The sequence below is a fragment of the Actinomycetota bacterium genome (assembly GCA_018334075.1).
Lineage (GTDB): Bacteria > Actinomycetota > Coriobacteriia > Anaerosomatales > UBA912 > JAGXSC01.
In genome coordinates, this window is the sequence record JAGXSC010000010.1 from 37217 (window position 1) to 57968 (window position 20752).

A 20752-nucleotide genomic window follows, 5' to 3' on the forward strand; every position below is an offset into this window, starting at 1 on the left:
AAAGCCCGGCAAGTCAGGTGAAGGTCGACTGGCGAGTTCCCGCCAGTTCATACCTCGAATTTTCGCACCCGAAAGCCGAACCTGCTAGCACTCTTTGTCTTTGAGTGCCAGCAGGAACGAATTATACCTTGCGCCGACGTGAGGTTCAATACTCTTTACCAGCTACTTTGCAACTGATATTGAGTCTGACGCGCTTAGATTATTGGTGGACGCTACTAGTCTACATTCACCGTTTTCCACAGGTCACGGAATTGCTCGTAGGTATAGGCGCTGATGACTCCGGTGCCGCCGATAACATAGCAGCCTGTGCCGTCCAAGCCCCAAGTGTTATGCCCTACACTTCCGCTTTCAGCAAAATACGCATTGACCTGCGGGTGCAACGATCCACTCGGGGTCAGTAAAATCGGGGCGCCCGCCCAATATGCAAGTGACGCCGCAGCAAACCCATCGGCGAATGCATTGCCCGAGACAATGGTAGCCAAGCTGTCAGTCATCCCTAGGTCATTGACCCCGTGTAGCGCAACATTTTTGGAAGTCTCGAATCTGTTTTCACCGGTGATTCGCGTTGCGCCAAACTCGGCATCAAGTTGATCGAGCAACGCATCACTTATAACACCCGATCCACCTACAACCATCAAATTGGTGATTCCATTGTCACGCAACCAGGTGACGGTGGTGGTCGGCACCGAATCTTTATTTGTCATCAGAATCGGCGAGGAATCCCATCCGGCAACCGGCGCCGCCGAGAGGGCGTCCGGGTAGGCGTTCCCATTGACAATGTATGCCGTTTGTGTGCCTATAAGGCTAGCCATCTCGTCAGCGATTGCTACCGCGGTATGGAAGCGATTGATGCCGCCAAGTCGCTTTACTGAGGTAACCCCCCTCATCTCCTGCAGCTTGGAAAACACATCCTCGCTGACAGCTGATCTGCCGCCTATGACATACAGATCAAGCTCATCTTCATCCCAAAACAACGATTCTGTGATGCGCGTTATCTCCGCTTTGGTTTCCCACGGCAGGGAGTCCCTGTGGGTCAGAAGTAAAACGCCGCCGCGCGATCCCGCCAGGGTCGCACCAGCGGACATGTCTGCTGGGCTGTGTCCATTCGCAATAACAATCGTATTGGGGCCATATCCGGTACCATAGTAGGAGTTTTCCGTGTTGTCCCACTGCAGGCGAGATATTGCTGCTGCGGTGGCAAACCTGTTGGGTCCCGATATGCGTCGAGCATTGCCTAATGTGATGTGCAGCTCATACGCGAACGGATAGTCTGAGATGCCCTCGATTCCCAGATAATAGGTACCGGGGAAAGTTGCCGGGTACCACAGTGATTCACTGTAGGTGGAGTCGAAATATGCATGATCGTCAACGGTTCCGAGAAGCACCATATCCTCGTCGTAAAGCCTGAGATAAGTATCCGACCAGCCTGCCACATACATCGTCTCAACCCAAATTGGCGTGCCTGTCTCGGTAATGGTTATTTTGACAAAATCAACTTCGTCCTCTTCAAGGTTGTTGGTGCCATGAAAGGTACGCTTCGACGAAAAAGTGTTGCCGTGAACAGTTGGGTTATAAACCATAGCCGTTTGTGTAGTATCGTCCGGTTCGAACCTGTCTTGATCGAACCGCGCGATCTGAGCCGTAACCCCTTGGCCGGAAACACCACCCTTGGCCGAAACTGCGGCTAACGGCAGTACGGCAACCATTACTAAAACCAGTACCATTAGAATGGAAACTTTCGAGCGTAAAGAGTAGTTCATAAACCCCACTCCTCTCCCTCTAAGCAGGTGAACCTGCTTGGCTGAGAATGCCGATCCCTCACCCCGGCGCAATATCGACAATACTCCTGTAATGCATAGAATACAATGCCTTAAAGTGGCTTAATTCGGCCTACCCCAACCTCATGTCAGGCATCACATCGGCGCTTAGTAAAAGCCTCTCGCCGCGCAAAAACCGAAATGTCCCCGCGACGCCTATCATCACCGCATTGTCAGTACACAAAGCCAGTGGCGGCACTGACACGGACACCCCTGCCCGGCCAAGCTCTTCGGAAAGGGCGTGGCGTAATTCCCGGTTCGCCGCGACACCGCCTCCCAGCACAAATCTCTTCACGTCATACTTTTTCACGGCCCGAAGGGTCTTGGCGACCTGCACGTCGTTGACGGCCGCCTGGAATGAGGCCGCCAAATCAGGCAGGTTCAGCTGACGACCAGCCTCCCTTTCATGGCGGACGTAATTGACCACCGCTGTCTTGAGCCCGGACAATGAAAACGAGTAGTTCTTTGAGTGCATCATCGCCCGGGGAAAATCGATAGCGTCCCGATCCCCTTCTTCGGCAAGCGCCGAGAGGATCGGCCCACCGGGATAGCCTAATCCAAGCAGCTTCGCCACCTTGTCGAAAGCCTCCCCCACGGCATCGTCAAGAGTCTCTCCTAAGATCTTGTAAGTACCCCATTTGGGAACATAGGCCAAAAAAGTGTGCCCACCACTAAGCACCAGCGCGATAAATGGTGGCTCGATCTCCGAATCAGCCATTCGCGCGGCAAAAATATGTCCCTCGAGGTGATTGACGCCTACCATCGGCACGCCGGAAGCAAGCGAAAGCCCCTTGGCGTATGCAAGGCCGACGACCAGCGCCCCAACAAGCCCCGGTCCCTGGGTGACAGCGATGGCATCGAGGTCCTTGTACGCGAGCTGCACTCCTATTCTCTCGCTTGCGAGCTTCATCGCCTCATCCACTGTCGAGACGATCGCCTCCGTGTGCTTGCGACTGGCAATCTCCGGAACTACCCCGCCGAAACGTGAGTGAAACTCGGTCTGACTGGCAACCACACTGGATAGCACGGTGCTGCCAGAAGAGAGCACGGCAGCTGCGGTCTCGTCACAAGATGTCTCAATCGCAAGCACGATGGGGCCGAGAATGTCCGGGAAAGCACCAAGCATGCTCAGCGTTGACTCCGCCTCACGCGCTAAAGCTTTAAAGCGAGTGGCCTCTTGAGATGAATCGAGTTCCCCTGACGACATAGTCAAAGCATCTTCTCCACTCTCGGAGTAATACTGCGGCCTGAGTCCTGCGACGATAAAACCTGCCGACTCGCACAGGGCGATCGCCCCAGCGTTGCCCTCCCTGACCTCAAGGGTCATGCGATTGACTCCTCGCTGTGACATGACGCTGTATAACGCGGCTAGCAATGCCTTTGCGAGACCCCGTCTTCTCCAGTCGTGGGCCACGGCAAGATTGAGAATGTGCGACTCATACTCGGCAAAACACGCCCCGATGTAACCGGAGACGCGGCCGCTACATACCGCAACCAGCCATACCCTGTCATCCAGACAGAGTTCAGAGCGAAATATCCCACGGCTCCATGGGTGCGCAAAACTTCGCTCCTCGATGGCGAGCACGTCGTCTACGTCCGATGCAACCATGTTCCTTACGTAAGCGCTCATGCGGGATGCCCCCCGCCTGTACCGCCCGCTCGCCTGCGCGAGGCGCTGTTCCGCTCGTTTTCCTCGGCATCCGAGAGGCGCGTGTAGATCGGCAAGACTCCTGCTGCGTCGCCGTCCCCGATCTCTCCCGTCTCACAGTGCGCACTGTGCGCCATCAGCAAGGAGGCGCCTGAAGGAAGCCACAGATGCTCTTCGGCGATCCATGCCGAGGAGTTGAATTCTGCACGGAAAATATCGGCGTACTTTACCAGGCCGTTGCCGGTAAGAAGCACCGGTTTGCCGAGTGTGGCCCATCGCTTCGCAGCCACATCCGGCTTGCTGACAGTGTCGTGGTCCAGCCTGCGAACCTCAAGCGGTCCGACACGGAACAAGGCCGGATAAACCTCGCCCCGCATGGCATCGCCGACTACCCCGACCAGGGCATCCTCCGATGCAAGGGCAGCGATTCTCCACGCGACTGCATCGGCGGTACCGAGTTCATACAGCGGCACTCCAAGGGCACTCGCCAGCCCTTTTGCAAGCGCGACGCCGATGCGCACGCCTGTAAAAGATCCAGGCCCCAAGCCAACGACAACTCGATCCACGTCGCCGAAGGATAATCCTGCCTGCTCAAGCAGCGCCGATACTCTAGGTGCACTCTCAGAGAGAGCCGCGCGAGGTGAGTAGGTATCATCGCTTGCAATGATATGCACTCGATTTTCTTGCATCTGCCCGACGCCGATAGCAACTACCTCGGTGGCGGTGTCGATTCCCAGCACCGTGCGCTTCATCGATGCACCTCAACCCCGGACAGGCTGGAGCAGGCATCTACCCAGGACTCGATAATCGCCGCTCCCCTCGGGCCCCTGGCCATAAGTGACATCTCCCTGACTTCGTCTTCGATTATCCTTATATCGACAGCGACATAGGAGTCTGGCTGGCTCTCGGCAAAGCGATCTCCCCACTCGACAACGGCAACGCCGCCGGAGTCAAGGGCGTCGTAGTATCCAACATCTTCCAACTGCGCTGCAGAGTCCAACCTGTAAAGATCAATATGGTAGAGGGTGAGCCTGCCTTCATGAACCTTCATAACGTTGAAGGTCGGACTTGTCACTCCCTCGTCTACTCCCAGCCCTGCCGCGATCCCTTTTGCCAGCGCGGTCTTGCCCGCCCCAAGGTCGCCAGAGAGCAGTATCGTGTCGCCGGGAACCAGTAGCCCTGCCGCTGCCACTCCGACCGCATGCGTCGATCGCTCACTGTAAGTGTATATCTCGAAGCGATGCCCCTGGTCTCTCATTTGCGCAAGTCCCCACACCCATCTTCTTTATCGCTTGACGGTCGCTCGGCATTCAGCAATTCACCAATCACCGAAAAATCAGCCAACAGTGTTTCCCGCTTGGTCACATCGTATATCGCTGCGGCGGGGTGATACACCGGAATCACTGTTAGAAACCCTTTGTGCTGCGGAATTCCTCGCTGCTTTGTAATGGTTTCAGTCGTCTTGAGGACAAATCGCGTCGAGAAGTTGCCGAGTGTAACGAGAATCTTCGGATGCACCAAAGCCACTTGCCGGCGAAGGAGGTTTGCGCACGCCGCTATCTCGGCCGGCGTCGGGTTCCTGTTGCCTGGCGGACGGCACTTGAGCAGGTTCGTGATGTACACATCACTTCTATCCAGGTGAATAGAGCGCAGCAACTCATCGAAGAATTTCCCTGCGGCTCCCACGAAGGGTTCTCCGCGTAAATCCTCATTACGACCAGGGGCCTCGCCCACGAACATCAGGTTCGCGCAGGGATCACCAAACCCGAAAACCACACGATTCCTGGTAGTGCTCAAAGGGCACTCGCGACATTCTTCGGCTTGTCGGCGAAGCTCATCCAAGGTATCAAAAACAGTGCTCACGACGCTACAGCCACACAGTCAGCTCGTCCACAGGCCTTCTTGCGGGACGCGCTGAAGACTCTGCCGAGTAACCAATCGGCAATATGGCAACTGGAGTGATCGGTGCGGTTATATCGAGTGCGTCTCGAATGGCGCCCTCATCGAACGCCCCGATCCAGCATGACGACAGCCCCCTATCGACCGCGGCCAATAAGATGTTTTGGATTGCCGCGGCGGTATCCTGGATTGCGTAGAGCATCTCCCCTCGGCCACCGTACCTTGCCGCACAGGGCCTGGGGTCCACTGAAACAACGATTATCACGGGCGCAGGCGCAACCCATCTCTGGCGCAGAGCCTCGATCAGGCGCTCCTTCGCCGCCGCACTTCGAACCACAGTGAAACGCCAAGGCTGGATGTTGCCCGCCGAAGGCGCTGTTATCGCAGCGGCCAGCAGCGCTTGAACATCATCATCGCTGACAGCAACTTTGGTCTTGAAATGGCGAACGCTCCTGCGCTTGGCAAGAACATCGGTAAACTCCATATGCTTCCTTCCAGCTTGAGTTTTTCTGTACAAGCTATTCTAGACCAGCAGCTCGAAATTCGGAGATCGGATAAAGGAAAATCGAATCGGTTGCCGAACTGATAGGTAAACCCAAGGAGGTAGCGCCATGCCGATGAGACGCCCTGGCGTAACGAACGAAGATATCGGAATGCGAGCGTTTCAGATCCGCAAAGCCAAAGCGGTTGAACGGGCCATGGATCGCGTTCGCCACTCACACAAAAAGGAGTGGCATTCGATAACCAGCTCGCAGGTAGAAGAGATCGAGTGGGTACTCGGTGAGTTATGGGCGTACGTCGCTCGTGACGAGTGGAACGACCTGCGCTTTGGGCATCTTGGTATTCCCGATCTGCACGAGATATTGAAGCTAGGCCGAGAACTCCGCCAGCACTCTCGTAACGCGGTAGAGATATTGATGGACGTCAACGCCATAATCGTCAGGAAGGGCAAAGAAGTGGCGCCGAGCGATTCCGCCACTGAAGACTAGGGCCGCTGCGAGGCTTTGGCTCGCTCGATCTTCTTCTTTACCTTCTTGAGCCTGAACAGATCTTCCCGAGCGCGCTCATCAAGCGTCTGGCGAATATATGTTACTTGCTCCCTGAGCTGCGGGATCGTCACTTGCTCAAGCGCATTGACCCTTCGATTCGTTTTCTGAATCTCATCGCCGAGTCGTTTGAGTCGGGTTTCTATATCGGCATACTCAATGATTACATCGAGTATTCGCTCGAATCTGTCGGCGGTCTCGTCAACCCTGCTTGAGATCCCTGTAACCGAGTAGCCGCGAGTGAAAGAAGATCTGATCGGGCTCTCGCCCTTGGTCACCACGGGAACGGGTACGCCCATGATGCGGGTTCCTGACATCTCAACAACGACATCGCCTTTGGTTGCCATTCCTGCGGAACGCAACGCTACCGTGCCGTCAACCGCTTTTGCAACGGCAAGCGAATACTGCGCGTCCGAAACAGCCTTTTGTAAGGCTTCGGACAACCGTAAGGTTTCATCCATCACACCCATGAACTCGATGAGTAGGGCATCGCGCTTTTGCTTGAGCAGGTCCATGCCCTGCTCCGCCAGCTTGATTTGCCCTCGGCGTTCAAGAAGCTCAGAGCGCGTAGGTCGTACTTCTTCCAAGATACTCGCACCTCACTATATGTCGCCCTTGACTTCAGGATTAGGATGATATTTCTCGATGAAGTCGCGTACTCGCTTGAGCTCGCTCATTGGTAGCCCGCTCATCAGATCCCAGGCAATCTCCAAGGTCTCCTCCACGGATCGCCCTTCCTCGCCCTGTCCGACGATGCGCGACTCGAAGTCATCAGCAAAACGCAGGTAGCGTCTGTCGGTCTCGGACAATGCCTCCTCGCCAACGATCGCAACAAGCTTGCGAAGATCGCGTCCTTGAGCGTAGGCCGCGTAGAGCTGATTGGCTACTGCCCGATGATCTTCTCGGGTTTTCCCCTCACCGATACCTAAATTCATCAGTCGCGACAGGCAAGGAAGCGTATCAATCGGGGGATAGATGCCGCGCCGGTGCAGATGCCTTGAGAGCACTATCTGCCCCTCAGTGATATATCCAGTTAGATCCGGGATGGGATGCGTGATGTCGTCATCGGGCATAGACAGGATGGGAAGCTGCGTAACCGAACCTTTGCGGCCTTTAATCCTTCCCGCACGTTCGTAGATTGCTGCAAGATCGGTGTACATATATCCCGGAAATCCACGGCGGCCCGGTACCTCTTCCCGCGCGGTAGAAACCTCCCGCAGCGCCTCACAGTAGTTTGTCATATCCGATAGAACCACAAGCACCTGCATGTCCTTCTCAAACGCGAGGAACTCGGCAACTGTGAGTGCGCACTTGGGGGTAAGGAGCCTCTCGACGGTAGGATCGTCGGCAAGATTCTGAAAGAAAACGACTCGAACCAGCGCGCCCGTCTCCTCGAACTGCGACATGAAGAAGCTGGCCTCGCGATGCGTGATGCCCATCGCCCCGAAAACTATCGCGAACTCCTCACCGCTTTTTACTCGTGCCTGACGGATTATCTGTGCCGCCAACTCGTTTGCAGGCAGGCCGGATCCGGAAAAGATGGGAAGCTTCTGGCCTCGGACAAGTGTGTTCAAGCCATCTATGGCGCTAATCCCGGTTTCAATAAAGTCAGCAGGCTTTTCCCGAGAGTATGGGTTGATCGGCGAGCCCATTATGTCGAGACGAGCCTCGGGAATGATCGGGGGGCCGCCATCGATCGGCTTTCCGGTCCCATTCAGGACTCTTCCGAGCATCTCGGTAGAGACATCGATCTTTGCAACCTCTTCGAGAAAGCGAATCTCCGTGGAACTGACGTCGATACCCTGTGTCCCCTCAAAGACCTGGATCACAGCGATGTCGCCCGATATCTCCAGGACCTGCCCGGTCCTGATCGCGCCATCCGGCATTCGAATGGTCACCATCTCGTTGTACGCGACATCCTGAACGCTATCCACAAATACCAGCGGTCCCGTGACATACGAAATTGTTCGGTAGTCCGTGGATACAAGCGATAGCTTCATCTTTTGCTCAGGCGCACCTGTCGTTGAGATCGTCACTTCAGTACACCTCGATTCCCGCGATATCTTCTACCAGTTGATCTGCAAACTTGGGTATCTGCTCAAGCGCTTCGTCGTGTGGCATCGTTTTCATTTGGGCGATTCGATCGCGAATGGGCATATCCAGCACTTGGCGAAGAGACACCCCCCTGTTTAGAGCTGCAACGGCAGCATCATAGAACGATAAGATGACTTTCAGCATTTCGTATGCTTTATTTGGAGGACAGTAGGCATCTACCTCGTCGAAAGCAAACTGCTGAAGGAAATCCTCCCTCAACATTCTAGCGACTTCCAATATAACCTTCTCTGACTCAGGAAGCGCATCGGGCCCAACGAGTTGCACAATCTCTTGCAGTTCTGTCTCTTTTTGCAAGATAAACATCGCCCTGTCCCGCTTCTCCTGCCAGTCCGATGCGACATTCTCTTCGTACCAACTACGAATCTGCGAGCCGTAAAGTGTGTAGGATTTAGTCCAGGAAATCGCCGGGAAGTGCCTGCGATGAGCCAACGATGTGTCAAGGGCCCAGAATGCCCCAGTGACTCGCAGTGAGTTCTGGGTCATAGGCTCCGACATATCGCCGCCGGCCGGAGATACCGCTCCGACCATGGTGACTGAGCCAACCCTGCCGTCAGAACCCAAGGCCCTGACTCGACCGGATCGCTCATAGTAAGCGGCCAAGCGGGTCGCAAGATATGCTGGGTAACCCTCCTCGCCTGGCATTTCCTCAAGTCGACCAGAAACCTCTCGCAACGCCTCACCCCATCTGGATGTAGAGTCGGCCATCATTGCAACGTTGTATCCCATGTCTCGGTAATATTCAGCCAGAGTGGCCCCAACGTATATGGATGCCTCGCGAGCCGCTACCGGCATATTGGAGGTATTGGCCACAAGAATCGTTCTGTCCATAAGCGGGGCGCCGGTTCGAGGATCCTCGAGCTCAGGGAACTCCTCCAATACCTCGGTCATCTCGTTGCCGCGCTCACCGCAGCCCACGTAAACGATGATGTCAACATCGGCCCATTTGGCCAGTGACTGCTGGGTTACGGTCTTCCCGGTCCCGAAGCCTCCGGGGATGATGGCGTTACCTCCCAAGGCAATCGGGAAAAACGTATCCAGTATGCGCATGCCAGTAGTAAATGGATGATCGGGGTCGAGCTTTATATCATAGGGACGGCCCTGGCGAACAGGCCATAACTGACTCATTCTTATTTCTGTTCCGCCCTCAAGCGTGGCAAGAACGTCTTTTATTGTGTAGGCACCGCCAGGCTTCACGCTTTCAACAACACCTGACACATCCGGGGGAACCATTATCTTGTGAACGATAGTTTGCCCTTCTGGGACCGTTCCAACGACATCGCCAGGCTTCAGCGCGTGGCCAACTTCGACAGCAGGCGTGAAGTCCCAGGCGCGCTCGACATCAAGAGCCGCAGCAACCGTGCCTCGCTCAATGAAGTCTCCAATTTGGTCGGCAATCACCGGCAAGGGCCGCTGGACTCCGTCGTATATCGAGGAAAGCAATCCGGGGCCCAGCTCAATCATCAATGGTCCCTCGGTAGACTCGGCAATATCGCCGACTTTCAGTCCGGATGTATCTTCATATACCTGAATTGTTGCGAGATCCGCCTCGAGGCGAATGATCTCTCCCATTAGCCCTTCCTGGCCCACTCGCACTATGTCGTACATCTTGGCCCCGCGCATCCCTTGCGCTACAACAACCGGGCCTGTGATCTTGAGTATCGTTCCGAGTATCATCAGCCTCGCCTCAATGTTATGTCGAATCCAATAGCTCTTCGTATAAGCCGTGCCAGATATGCCCGATGATCCTCTCCGACCTCAAGGTATTCCTTGATAGGCAACGAGATCACTATCGGACGGTATATCGAATCTATCTTGCGCTGGGTTCGCTCATCGATCTCTGCCATCAGTTTTTCGTTGACAGCTATAATGCCACTGGTCTCGTCATCCAACAGCGCGTTCAGTTGAGCTCTGGCCATTTCCGGCGTGTCTGCAACAACAACGCTGACCCCGGAAAGCCGAAACCCGTCGGCGGTATCAGCGTCCGTGAGAACCACAAGGCTATACAAGGATCAGCTCCTTTCTCACGCGCTCAATCGGCATGCCGACGGTCTTTCCTTTCGCAATGATCCGGATATTGGTAATCTCATTTTGCTTGGCCCAAAGGTAGGAGATGGTAACTCCGATTCCGAGCAAGTCCCCTCGCGCCAGGGATACTGCATGCCGAGCAAGCTTATCCTCTAGCGCACGTTCAAAGACAGAAATGCTGTTGTGCTCCAAGTAAAGCATGGCTACATCATTGAGAGCTGATCCATAGGGTGTTTTCTTGAGACGGCTCAAAACCTCATCGATATCCGACATCCTTGACAGTTCGTTATAGAGCTTCTGGCTTATAATCAAGCCACCGGGAAGGAAAAAGGATTCGGCTACAGGCGCATCGACATTGGCATATTGCAGCCGAAAAACCATGACCAAATTGCTTACGTCCATCTGTATGGCCAGAATCTTGCGTGCTGTCCTGATGTTAGCTCGACGTTTGCGCAATCGCTGGCCAGCCCACGATGCATAGTACTTGTCCAGCGCGAGCTCCATTGCTGCAAGCTCACCCTTTTCAGTGAACTCAGCAAATCCCTCTCTGAGAGGGGCCGCGAAAGGGAGCTCCCAGGTCACAATGGTGTCGATTACCGCCTTCAAATCCTCGAGGCCAGCAAGTGCTCCAACATCAATTGGCCCGAGCGATCCTACAGGAAGTACGCCCTGAAGAATGTCTTTCGCGTCAAGTCCGAGATGCTTGGCTCTGAGAATGGTCTTGATGTTAAAGACATCCCACCTTCCTAGCAAAGTCGCCACCAAGTAGCGAGCTTCAGGATTCAGAAAGTCAATAACCCTTCCATACGTCCGAACCATATTGTTTGTTAATGCAATATCTACGTTGGTCGCATCCAGTCCGTGGATTGCAATCTCATTCAGATCGGGCCCATACTCAGTTCCGGACAGACTTTGAACAAGTCCTCTTATATCCGAAATACCTAAAAGGCCTTCGATGAATTGACGGCTGAGTAACCTTGAGTGCATAGCCCGGATTCGGGTGTTCCCATACCCGTAATCACCTGATCTGGGGGGACGAATCGCTATTTTGGTGCGACCGAGCTGGATCATGAGAACAGTATCTCCACAACTGTCGCCTGTGCCTGCTGTTTCGCCTTTTGCAATCGATCCTCTACCGTGTTGCGTCGAAGAATCCGGCCATCCCCGAACACGACCATCACGCCGCCGTTCGTAGTAATTTCAGGCCGGATCTCCCCATCACGCCCACTCGCGTCAACTATCGTTTGCGCCAGCTCCCTGTCACGTGGATCGACAAGTATTGTTGGGATCCCCCTCGCTCCATCGAGAGCCTCCTCCAACAGCACCTTAAACAACGTCTCATATCCATCGGCTTGACGTATTGAGCTCAGCTCGTTGGCAGCTTCCTCGAATACCCTTGTAATCGCGGCCTCCTTGGTCATCGCCAGACGCTTTTGTGCTGCAACCCTGGCTGCGTTGCGCTTTTTTGATGCGGCGACTCGCATATTTTGGCCTGCTGCTTCAACGCACTGGACGCAAATCGCCTTTTCCTGCTCTGCCGCCTCCCCGATAATAGAGTCCGCCTGAGCACCCGCTGTTTTCAAGAGCTCGTCGCAGTCGTTATTTGCCTGTTCCTCTAAAGCTCGGAAAATATCTTCTAGGGCCATATGCCAGACCTCTCTACGGGTAATCCACCTGCTTTTCTGCTATTTATTGAGCAGGAGGCGGTACCGGCATATTCACGATCATGATTGAAGCGACAAAGCCCAGAAGTACGATGATCTCCGGGAGTGCCTGGAGAACGACAACCCAGACCGCAGCATCAGGCCGTTCGGCCAACGTCCCTGCACCTGCAACACCGATCTTTGACTGTGCATATCCCGCGGCAACAGCAGAAACACTCATTGCCACACATGCGGCAATGGCCTTGGCGACGTGAGCTTCTACCTCACCCCCGGGCTCGGCAGCGAATGCTGCTGCCGGAATCGACAACACAAGCAAGAACGTTAGGCTAAAAACCCTTTTTGCAAGCCTACTGTTGATCATGCGCTCTTTCCTCCTCCAGTTTTTGTGAACGGACTATACGGCTGCTTGCCTGTTTCGTAAAACTTGCCGAAAAACTCGAGCAAGTTTAGACGCAAAGCATGAATAAGGGGACTGAAGGCGGCGATGACTACATGAACGCCATGAAGTATAACCCCCATCAATATGCCGATAATCGGATGCCCCATAACAGTCATCATATGATTGATCGCGTCGGCAAAGAGGGCCCCCGCCAACCCTACAGCCATAATACGTATATAGCTTGCCATATGAGCCACGGTCTCAAGGGTTTCGATGACGCCCATGACTCCACCACCCTTGATTGCGTACACCAGTCCGCCAATGGCGATAGCCGCAATGACAAACTGGGTTACCATCTGCCCTGTTTCGCCTATCGTTTCGGGCACAATAGCAAGTTGACCGATGCCAACTATGGCCAATATAGCCAGAATCATTGTCAAAATACCGCCGCGTTCGTAAGCGTGCTTCTTGTGCTTCGTTTTTATAGCGTTGATGATCCCCAGAGTAATTCCAAAGAGTATATGGATCACGCCGACGGCTATAGCTATGATCATATAAGGCACGATTTCGTCTACTCGATGGAAGATCGGTATGACGCCGAACCACTCATAAACACCAGTGGCATAATCCTTGGCTACCCATCCCGCACGCAGGGGCATATCTCCAAATCCCTCGCCATACATAAAGCCAAACACTATTACCATGGTTGCGGCAGGGCCCAGGATGGTTGTGGCGACCTGAATTAATTCGACTTCTCGAAACTTGAATCGAAGCCAAACCACCACGGCCAGGATGATTGCTCCATACCCAAAGTCACCGACTATCATCCCGTAGAGCAAAGGGAAAAAGATGAAGAGCAGCCATGTGGGATCAAGGGTTCCATACTTCGGAACGCCCCTCACGTTAGCTAGCAGCCCAAATGGAGCCACCAGTCTGGTGTTCTGAACCGCCACCGGGGTCTCGGCGAACATGTCCTCACGGATATCAATTTTGGTTACAATGATCTCGTTTCCCCACCTCTGCCGGATCTCACGATCCAGCTCATCAAACTCTTTCTCCGGAATCCATCCCCCAACTACGAATGCATACTCTGTGCGACCAAACTTTGGAATCGCTCCCAGCTCAGCAATCCGATCAGCCAGCACGTCCCGGATTGCAACCAGGCGCGTCTCCCACAACAAAGACATCCGCTCCAGCTCAGCAACAACCATTTTTAGTTCATCTGGAAGACTCCGGCGCCTGCTTGTCAGCTCCTCATAGGCGATATCGAACGGCATATCCTCAAAAGTGCTCGGGAGTCTGATCTGATTGACGTTCTCAACAGCGAGAAACTTGTGAACTGGATCCGAATAGACTTTGTTGAACACAATTATTGCCGCGGTTGTATCCTCGTCGATATCCGTAGAGACTATCTCGCACTGCTTATGGGTAATCTTGTCGAGCTCAGTGTTCAACTGCTCCAAAGCGCTTTTGTATCGACGCTCAACGAGTAGCGCGACAGACGCATATGCGCCTGTCGTTACAATCTGCTTCGCAAGGGGCTGGATTTTCTGCAAGATTGGCTCATAGCGAGCGAGCAAGGCCATTTCGCTCTCGAGAGAGGCGTGCTGCGCCGCCAAAGAGGCGGTTTTTTCCTCGACCTCCTCTACCACTTTCTCTATCTCGCGAGCCAGCTGCTCTGCATCAAGTGCGTAAAGCTGCTCATATTCCTTGCATTTTTCGGCATCGTCGATCCGTACTTCACCTTTGTTCATCGCCTGCAGTATCGCGCGCACCCTGATGAGAAGCTCTTCCATCCTCTCAAGATCAGCCTGTTGTCGCTGATGCAACTCCATGCACTCCAGGGGAACCTCGCCCGCCTCGATCTTGCTGGTCAAATCCTCGATGTGAAGGCGTCCATGCTCGTGAATCATGCTCACTACGTCGAAAAACAAGTTCTTCGGACCGATTATCTCGACCTTGGTCATTGGAACAAGCACTCTTCACACCCCCAATACTTAACTCTACGGTAAAATCGCTAAACTTTTGTCAGCGCCTTTACTACAAAATCAACAGCATCATCAATACGCTCAGCAACCCTTGCCTCCAGTGCCTCAACCTCTGCCGCTGTCTGCTCCTCAATCGCGGCAATCTCGGACTCGAGCTCTTTCTGCACGGCTTTTTCATGTTCTTTGGCCATCTTCTGACCCTGGGCCTCGGCAAGGCGCCTTATCTCGGCTGCCCTCTTCCGAGCATCAGCGACTATCTCCTCGGCGTGCTTTCTTGTTGCGAGGATTCTTCCGGATATCTCCAGCTCCTTCTCGCGAATGAGGTACAGCGGGGAGTTCGTCTCCGGCCCGACGATCTGCTGATGAAATTTGAGTTCCTGCAAAACCTTGTCATCCACGTTCTTGGTCCCCCGTCCTGAACAGGCTCCCGCCTCACAGACGCGTTGAACAACGATAAACTGCTGGTAAACTTCGACGACTGTGATGGGTGCTCCTGCTAAAATTTTCCCCAATACTTCAGAATTCTAAAAAGCTTACACGTACCGCCGAGGAAGTCGCAGCCCGAAAGCACAAGCAAGTTCATAGTTGATCGTTTCCGCGGAGTGAGCTAGCTCCTCCATGTCTATGCGCTCATCCCCCTGTACTCCGACGATTACAACCTCGTCGCCGATAGCTGCGCCACTCCCCCGGGGCAGCGCTACCATCATTTGATCCATGCAGATACGGCCGACTTGAGGGCATCTTGCCGAGGCAAGAAGCACCTGCATCTTGTCTGAGGCCGCTCTGTGAACCCCATCGGCGTATCCCAGTGGCAGCGTAACGATCGTACTCGGCTCAACAGCTCGCCAGGTAAAACCATAGCTCACACCTTCGCCCATGCCGATCCGCTTGACAAACGACACCTTCGCCCGCACCGACATCGCGGGTGAAAGCTTCACTACCTCACGCGCTTGGGGTGAGGGATACATCCCGAAAATACCTAGCCCACACCTGACCATTCCGAAGTGAGACTCTGGTTGAAAGATAGTTGCTGCGCTGTTTGCAGCGTGCACGATTCCCGGATCAATACCTTCGTCACGGAGCGACTCCAGTGCATCTAAAAACCGGCGCATCTGCCTTTGAAAGTCCCAGTCTTCAGGTATATCCGCAGTGGCGAAGTGCGTGAATACGCCCTCCATGCTCAACCCAGGAAAATCCGAGAGCGACCGAAGAAACTCCGCGGACTCCTCGGCGCGCACACCGATGCGATTCATCCCGGTATCTATCTCCAAATGGTATCTGGCTTTCCGACCCGCCGAGGCTGCCTCCATGCCGAGCTTGACCGCAAAATCCCTGGTGGTCACCGTAGGTATCAACTCGTACTTGAGTAGATCAGGCACCGCGGATTGAGGTGGCTCGGACAGAATATGGATCTCCTGGTCGATCTCCGCCGTACGCAGCGAGATTGCCTCCTCGACAGTGGCAACTCCGAGGCGATCCGCCCCGGCATCGATCGCTCGTCTGGCAACCGGAACCGCGCCGTGCCCGTAAGCGTCACTCTTTACGACCGCCATAAATAGCGTGCCTGGAGCGGTAAGACCCTTCAGCGTGGAAACATTATGGGCTATCGCCGAGAGATCCACCGTAACCCAGGCGCCGCGCTGGTACATTACCCGACCTCACTCCTGCTCAAGCAGTAACGATCGTACGACATCGGATTTGCTGATTATTCCAACCAGGCGGTCTCCGTCGAGCACCGGAAGGCGACTGACGTCCTTTTCAACCAGCAAGGTCGCGACTTCCTCCAGGGAAGCGTCTACCCGTACCGTAACGGGATTTTCCGTCATCACGGCTCGAACGTTAGCTGCTACCGCCTTCTTTAGCTCACTTTCGAACCTAGCGGTCGCGGGCGGGTACATAATGAATCCATCGAGAAGATGAAGATAGGTCGGAAACTCCAGCTTGACGTCTTGCATGATCAGATCGCCTTCGGTGACTATCCCGATAAGCTTGCCGTTCTCGATCACTGGCAGCGCCCCTATGCGCTCCTCGACCATTAACCTAGCCGCATCGGTCACCGAGGCATCAGGGGCTATCGTCAAAGGATCTTTCGACATCACGTTGGCTACAGTAAGTTCAGACATTATGGTGCTCCTCTCATGCACTAAAACTCGATAGTATCTGATTGTGTATTACTTCCGCCGAGCAACTCAGCGAACGCTTTCGGGAGAAAGCAGAAGATATCCTCGGCTCTCATGCACCTTTCGGTCAACTCTCTTGCGCCGAGAACGGCAGCTCGTCCATGTAAGTATGCCCCAAGTGCGCCGGCATTCAATGGCTCAACTTTCTGTGCGAGCAGCGTGCCGGCTATACCAGCAAGAATGTCTCCCGTCCCAGCGGTTGCAAGCTCAGGCCCACCGGGCAGGTTTAGAACCTGCCTGCCGTTGCAGCTTGTCACCGTTCTAGCCCCTTTAAGTACACAAGCGGTGTGGGCGCTGGCCAACTTTGCGGCAAAGCCGGGTCTGTCGGCCTGGATTTGGGAAGGCGTCACCCGAAGCAACCTTGCGAGCTCGCCGGGATGCGGAGTAATGACCTTCGGCGTCTGGAGGTGCTCCAGGAGATGAGCCTCATCCACCAAGATATTGAGCCCATCGGCATCGATCACCATCGGCATGTCAAGTGAGGTGAGCAATCGCTTTGTCAGAAGCGCGGCGCCACGGGAAACCGTCATCCCAGGCCCGATGACCACAGAGTCGAACTCTCTTACCATCTCCACTATTTCGGCCTCGGCTTTTGGGGAAAACGTCTTCGATCCCTCTTCGGCGACTCCGGCCACGACAATCGAAGGAGACATCACCTGCGCGATCGGGAGTATCGATTCGGGAACGATCAACAGCACATATCCCGCACCTGCCCGCTGTGCAGCGGCAGCCGCAAGAACCGCGGCCCCAGGATACGCCCCCGAGCCGGCGATGACTGCCACTCTTCCTCGGCTGTTCTTGTGCGTGTCCCAGCCATAGACCGGCAAGACCGCCGCATAATCCTGCACGTCCCACACTTCCATGGATTGGCGCAAGGCTTCCCCACTGACGGGAACACCAATATCGCATGTGAGCACAGTGCCAGAGCAGGCGGCGCCGGGATAAACGAGCGAGCCGATCTTGGGCGTGCCGAGAGCAATCGTAGTGTCCGCCTTGACCGCTTCCGCAGCAACCGCTCCGGTATCCGCGTCGACGCCAGAGGCTATATCCACTGCGATCACGGGCGCCGGCGAATCATTGATAGCGGCAATCCATGATCTGTAAGGCTCGGATATCTGCCCTGCCCGATAGCCGATTCCAAAGATCGCATCGACCAGCACGCTAGCGCTGCTGGCCGCCGATAAATCCACCCCAACGTCAGCCACAACGCTACGTACGCCCTCCGCGCAAGCCCTTCGCGCCGCCTCGCCGGCGATGCCCTGTAGCGAAGCCGGATCCGCCGAGCAATAAACCGTCACGTCCCGGCCAGTCGCAACGAGATGTCGGGCTGCAACCCAACCGTCACCGCCATTATTTCCGGCGCCTGCAAAAACTATCACCGAGCCTTCGGGAGAAAATGCTGTAACCTCGGATGCCACTGCAGCTCCCGCGCGCTCCATAAGAGCGGACAGCGAGACTCCTTTGGCACGCACCGCTTCCTCCTCGGCGAAGAGCACCCCTTTGCGAGTCAACGCAAACCGCACCGATGTGCCCCCTTATGAATCGTCTGGCCTAGCTCCAATGAAAGCTTCTTCGTTGAGCGGGGCGTCATCTGTCTCGTCATCCTCGCTGTCAGCCAGACTCATCTCGTGAAGCATCAGGCGCGCCTCCCGAAACGAGGCCTCCAGCCGGGCCCGGGGATCGATCGGTGGACTCTCGGGCTTCGGGCGATGGGCGCCGGTGATAGCAACTGCCGAGGCAACAGCGGTGCTATGCGTAAACGACAGTGACAGGTGCAGCTCTATCACACCACTCTCAGCCGCCACCTCGGCGGCCCTGCCATGCAGTACGGGCTCGGGGCGCCCGTGCTTGTCCCTGACGACCTCCACATCGCAAAAGCGCATCCCGCTAAAACCAGTGCCGATCGCCTTGAGGACGGCCTCTTTCGCGGCAAATCGCATGGCGTAGTGGATTTCAGGCCTGTTGCGCTTCTCGCAGTAGTCCCTCTCGGCTTCCGAAAACAGTCTTTCCTTCAGCCTTGGCCTGCGAGCCAACGCTTGCCGCATGCGGTCGATCTCGACGATGTCAACACCCAGGCCTCGAACCCCCGATGGCGCAGGCTGAATATCAGTCGATCCCATGGGAAGGGCCTTTCCTTCCACGATTCACTCTACCGTTACGGATTTAGCTAGGTTGCGGGGCTGATCGACATTGCAGCCACGCATCTTTGCTATGCGATAAGAGAGTAGCTGCATCGGAATTATCGCCGGAATCGCCGAGAGAACCTCTGACGTGGCCGGGATGTAAAACACGTGCTCGGCATGCTTGGCGATCTCCGAGTCACCATGGGTTGCCACGGCAATCACTTCCGCGCCGCGAGCCCGAACCTCTTCGACATTGCTGACTACCTTCTCGTAGGTGTGTCCCTGAGTAGCCACTGCAACCACCGGTACCTCATCGCTGATCAGCGCGATCGGGCCGTGCTTCATCTCGCCTGCCGGGTAGGCCTCGGCGTGAATGTAGCTTATCTCTTTTAGCTTGAGCGCCCCCTCCATCGCTACGGGAACGCCCATTCCTCTTCCGAGGAAAAGCGTCGAATAGACGCCATTATACGCAGCGGCGCACTCCTCGATCGCGCTCAGGTCCTCAAGGATAGCCTCGATGATATCGGGAATGTTCGAGAGCTCCAGCCAGAGCGCTTCGACTCTTTCCGAAGACAAGGTTCCCTTGACTTGCGCAAGCTTGAGGGCAAATACCGTCAGAACCGCGATCTGCGAGGTGAAGGTTTTGGTGGCAGCGACGCCCACCTCGGGTCCTGCGTGCGTATAAAGAACGCCATCGGATTCCCTGGTGATTCTTGAACCGACAACATTGGTGACAGCAATGACCTTGGCACCTCTTTCGCGTGCCTCGCGAACGCCCGCAAGCGTATCAGCGGTCTCGCCCGACTGAGTGATTGCGACAACTATTGTTTGCTCATCAACGATAGGGTCAGAGTAGCGAAACTCACTTGAGACCTGAACTTCCACCGGCAGGCGGGCCCACTTCTCGATCAATAGCTTGGCGACTATACCTGCATGGTAGCTTGTTCCACAGGCTATGATGAAAACCCTGTCGACCGCGACTACCTGCTGGTCGGTCATTCCGAGCTCAGGCATGCTTATCTCGCCTTCGCTCATTCGCCCACTCAGGGTCTGTCGAATAGCTTTCGGCTGCTCATAGATCTCCTTGAGCATGAAATCTTCGAACCCGCCCTTTTCGGCAGCTTCAAGATCCCACTCCACATAGAGTCTTTCGGGCTCTACCCGAACTCCAGATCCGTTCGTGACGACAACGTCTTCACTCGTTATGGTAGCGATCTGGCCGTCAGACAGGACGATGACGTCCCTCGTGTACTCAAGCACCGCACAGATATCACTGGCCAGTATGTTCTCTCCCTCGCCAATACCGATGATAAGTGGCGAATCCTGTCGGGCAGCCACGAGTACATTCGGCTCGTCGAGGTGCACACAACCAAGCGCGTAGGCGCCGTGCAGTCTGGCAATCGCTTTAGCCATAGCCTCAGCAAGATCACCTTGGTAGTAGGCCTCCACAAGATGAGCTACGACCTCGGTATCAGTTTCACTGCGGAGTATGTGGCCGTTTTGCGCGAGCTCTTCGCGTAGCTGCGAGTAGTTCTCGATAATCCCGTTGTGAACAACGGCTATCCGGCCCGTGCAGTCCTTGTGCGGATGAGCATTCTCCTCACTTGGCCGACCGTGAGTTGCCCAGCGCGTATGCCCGATTCCAACTTGGCCGACAACAGGACGGCCTGCCAGAGCCTCAGCGAGATTTACGAGCTTTCCTACTCGGCGCGTTATATTGACTTTTCCATTGTCGATCACCGCTATACCAGCCGAATCATACCCCCGATACTCCAGCCGAGCCAATCCTCCGAGCAACACATCACTTGCTTGACGAACTCCTGTATATCCTACGATTCCACACATTCTCTTATCAGAACCTTTCTCAA

General features: G+C 55.1%; 21 protein-coding genes. 1 reads left to right on the top strand and 20 read right to left on the bottom strand.

The window, feature by feature from the left end:
* Positions 1–215 precede the first annotated feature (215 nt).
* From KGZ89_01985 to KGZ89_02010, 6 genes are all read right to left on the bottom strand, one after another.
* Positions 216–1760: a cell wall-binding repeat-containing protein gene (locus KGZ89_01985; protein ID MBS3973626.1), complete on the bottom strand. Its 1545-nt coding sequence runs from the start codon at positions 1758–1760 to the stop codon at positions 216–218.
* 130 nt (positions 1761–1890) lie between these two features.
* The gene (tsaD, locus tag KGZ89_01990; GenBank protein ID MBS3973627.1) at positions 1891–3447 is read right to left on the bottom strand and encodes a tRNA (adenosine(37)-N6)-threonylcarbamoyltransferase complex transferase subunit TsaD; all 1557 of its coding nucleotides are present in this window, start codon (positions 3445–3447) and stop codon (positions 1891–1893) included.
* Entirely contained in the window at positions 3444–4217 is a 774-nt protein-coding gene (gene tsaB / locus KGZ89_01995; protein MBS3973628.1) for a tRNA (adenosine(37)-N6)-threonylcarbamoyltransferase complex dimerization subunit type 1 TsaB, read from the bottom strand. The genes tsaD and tsaB overlap by 4 nt, the downstream gene beginning before the upstream one ends.
* Complete coding sequence (gene tsaE / locus KGZ89_02000; GenBank protein MBS3973629.1) at positions 4214–4723, bottom strand: tRNA (adenosine(37)-N6)-threonylcarbamoyltransferase complex ATPase subunit type 1 TsaE; 510 nt, start codon at positions 4721–4723, stop codon at positions 4214–4216. The genes tsaB and tsaE overlap by 4 nt, the downstream gene beginning before the upstream one ends.
* Positions 4720–5328, bottom strand: coding sequence for a uracil-DNA glycosylase (locus tag KGZ89_02005; GenBank protein ID MBS3973630.1), 609 nt, complete (start codon positions 5326–5328; stop codon positions 4720–4722). The genes tsaE and KGZ89_02005 overlap by 4 nt, the downstream gene beginning before the upstream one ends.
* Positions 5329–5332: 4 nt before the next feature.
* Positions 5333–5848: a nitroreductase family protein gene (locus KGZ89_02010; protein MBS3973631.1), complete on the bottom strand. Its 516-nt coding sequence runs from the start codon at positions 5846–5848 to the stop codon at positions 5333–5335.
* Between the two features lie 127 nt (positions 5849–5975).
* Between KGZ89_02010 and KGZ89_02015 the strand changes: the two genes are divergently transcribed.
* Entirely contained in the window at positions 5976–6353 is a 378-nt protein-coding gene (locus KGZ89_02015; GenBank protein MBS3973632.1) for a hypothetical protein, read from the top strand.
* On the opposite strand, the gene KGZ89_02020 is transcribed toward KGZ89_02015, so the two are convergent.
* The 14 genes from KGZ89_02020 to glmS form a co-directional block, all read right to left on the bottom strand.
* A complete protein-coding gene (locus KGZ89_02020) occupies positions 6350–6997 on the bottom strand; it encodes a V-type ATP synthase subunit D (protein MBS3973633.1) in 648 nt (215 codons plus the stop codon). The genes KGZ89_02015 and KGZ89_02020 overlap by 4 nt on opposite strands.
* 15 nt (positions 6998–7012) lie before the next feature.
* On the bottom strand, positions 7013–8410 hold the full coding sequence (locus KGZ89_02025; GenBank protein MBS3973634.1) for a V-type ATP synthase subunit B: 1398 nt from the start codon (positions 8408–8410) through the stop codon (positions 7013–7015).
* 37 nt (positions 8411–8447) lie between these two features.
* Positions 8448–10199: a V-type ATP synthase subunit A gene (locus KGZ89_02030; GenBank protein MBS3973635.1), complete on the bottom strand. Its 1752-nt coding sequence runs from the start codon at positions 10197–10199 to the stop codon at positions 8448–8450.
* The gene (locus KGZ89_02035) at positions 10199–10531 is read right to left on the bottom strand and encodes a V-type ATP synthase subunit F (GenBank protein MBS3973636.1); all 333 of its coding nucleotides are present in this window, start codon (positions 10529–10531) and stop codon (positions 10199–10201) included. Before KGZ89_02035 ends, KGZ89_02030 begins: the two co-directional genes overlap by 1 nt.
* The gene (locus tag KGZ89_02040) at positions 10524–11621 is read right to left on the bottom strand and encodes a V-type ATPase subunit (GenBank protein MBS3973637.1); all 1098 of its coding nucleotides are present in this window, start codon (positions 11619–11621) and stop codon (positions 10524–10526) included. The genes KGZ89_02035 and KGZ89_02040 overlap by 8 nt, the downstream gene beginning before the upstream one ends.
* Entirely contained in the window at positions 11618–12196 is a 579-nt protein-coding gene (locus KGZ89_02045) for a V-type ATP synthase subunit E (protein ID MBS3973638.1), read from the bottom strand. The genes KGZ89_02040 and KGZ89_02045 overlap by 4 nt, the downstream gene beginning before the upstream one ends.
* Before the next feature lie 43 nt (positions 12197–12239).
* Positions 12240–12575, bottom strand: a complete 336-nt coding sequence (locus KGZ89_02050) for a hypothetical protein (protein MBS3973639.1) — start codon at positions 12573–12575, stop codon at positions 12240–12242.
* Complete coding sequence (locus KGZ89_02055; GenBank protein ID MBS3973640.1) at positions 12572–14560, bottom strand: hypothetical protein; 1989 nt, start codon at positions 14558–14560, stop codon at positions 12572–12574. The genes KGZ89_02050 and KGZ89_02055 overlap by 4 nt, the downstream gene beginning before the upstream one ends.
* A gap of 50 nt (positions 14561–14610) precedes the next feature.
* Positions 14611–14979, bottom strand: coding sequence for a hypothetical protein (locus KGZ89_02060; protein ID MBS3973641.1), 369 nt, complete (start codon positions 14977–14979; stop codon positions 14611–14613).
* A gap of 135 nt (positions 14980–15114) precedes the next feature.
* Positions 15115–16230: an alanine racemase gene (gene alr / locus KGZ89_02065; protein ID MBS3973642.1), complete on the bottom strand. Its 1116-nt coding sequence runs from the start codon at positions 16228–16230 to the stop codon at positions 15115–15117.
* 9 nt (positions 16231–16239) lie between these two features.
* Positions 16240–16704 carry a CBS domain-containing protein gene (locus KGZ89_02070; GenBank protein MBS3973643.1) on the bottom strand — a complete coding sequence of 155 codons (465 nt, stop codon included), beginning with the start codon at positions 16702–16704 and terminating at the stop codon, positions 16240–16242.
* A 20-nt stretch (positions 16705–16724) separates the two neighbouring features.
* A complete protein-coding gene (locus KGZ89_02075) occupies positions 16725–18284 on the bottom strand; it encodes an NAD(P)H-hydrate dehydratase (protein ID MBS3973644.1) in 1560 nt (519 codons plus the stop codon).
* Between the two features lie 12 nt (positions 18285–18296).
* Entirely contained in the window at positions 18297–18881 is a 585-nt protein-coding gene (gene acpS, locus KGZ89_02080) for a holo-ACP synthase (protein ID MBS3973645.1), read from the bottom strand.
* Positions 18882–18905: 24 nt separating this feature from the next.
* A complete protein-coding gene (gene glmS / locus KGZ89_02085; GenBank protein ID MBS3973646.1) occupies positions 18906–20729 on the bottom strand; it encodes a glutamine--fructose-6-phosphate transaminase (isomerizing) in 1824 nt (607 codons plus the stop codon).
* Between the last annotated feature and the right edge of the window lie 23 nt (positions 20730–20752).

Coding starts and splice junctions, on each gene's coding strand:
- KGZ89_01985 (MBS3973626.1), bottom strand. CDS start 1,760: ATGAACTACTCTTTACGCTCGAAAGTTTCCATTCTAATGGTACTGGTT.
- tsaD (MBS3973627.1), bottom strand. CDS start 3,447: ATGAGCGCTTACGTAAGGAACATGGTTGCATCGGACGTAGACGACGTG.
- alr (MBS3973642.1), bottom strand. CDS start 16,230: ATGTACCAGCGCGGCGCCTGGGTTACGGTGGATCTCTCGGCGATAGCC.
- glmS (MBS3973646.1), bottom strand. CDS start 20,729: ATGTGTGGAATCGTAGGATATACAGGAGTTCGTCAAGCAAGTGATGTG.
- tsaE (MBS3973629.1), bottom strand. CDS start 4,723: ATGAGAGACCAGGGGCATCGCTTCGAGATATACACTTACAGTGAGCGA.
- KGZ89_02070 (MBS3973643.1), bottom strand. CDS start 16,704: ATGTCTGAACTTACTGTAGCCAACGTGATGTCGAAAGATCCTTTGACG.
- KGZ89_02040 (MBS3973637.1), bottom strand. CDS start 11,621: ATGATCCAGCTCGGTCGCACCAAAATAGCGATTCGTCCCCCCAGATCA.
- KGZ89_02045 (MBS3973638.1), bottom strand. CDS start 12,196: ATGGCCCTAGAAGATATTTTCCGAGCTTTAGAGGAACAGGCAAATAAC.
- KGZ89_02055 (MBS3973640.1), bottom strand. CDS start 14,560: ATGACCAAGGTCGAGATAATCGGTCCGAAGAACTTGTTTTTCGACGTA.
- KGZ89_02010 (MBS3973631.1), bottom strand. CDS start 5,848: ATGGAGTTTACCGATGTTCTTGCCAAGCGCAGGAGCGTTCGCCATTTC.
- KGZ89_02050 (MBS3973639.1), bottom strand. CDS start 12,575: ATGATCAACAGTAGGCTTGCAAAAAGGGTTTTTAGCCTAACGTTCTTG.
- KGZ89_02030 (MBS3973635.1), bottom strand. CDS start 10,199: ATGATACTCGGAACGATACTCAAGATCACAGGCCCGGTTGTTGTAGCG.
- acpS (MBS3973645.1), bottom strand. CDS start 18,881: ATGGGATCGACTGATATTCAGCCTGCGCCATCGGGGGTTCGAGGCCTG.
- tsaB (MBS3973628.1), bottom strand. CDS start 4,217: ATGAAGCGCACGGTGCTGGGAATCGACACCGCCACCGAGGTAGTTGCT.
- KGZ89_02025 (MBS3973634.1), bottom strand. CDS start 8,410: ATGAAGCTATCGCTTGTATCCACGGACTACCGAACAATTTCGTATGTC.
- KGZ89_02015 (MBS3973632.1), top strand. CDS start 5,976: ATGCCGATGAGACGCCCTGGCGTAACGAACGAAGATATCGGAATGCGA.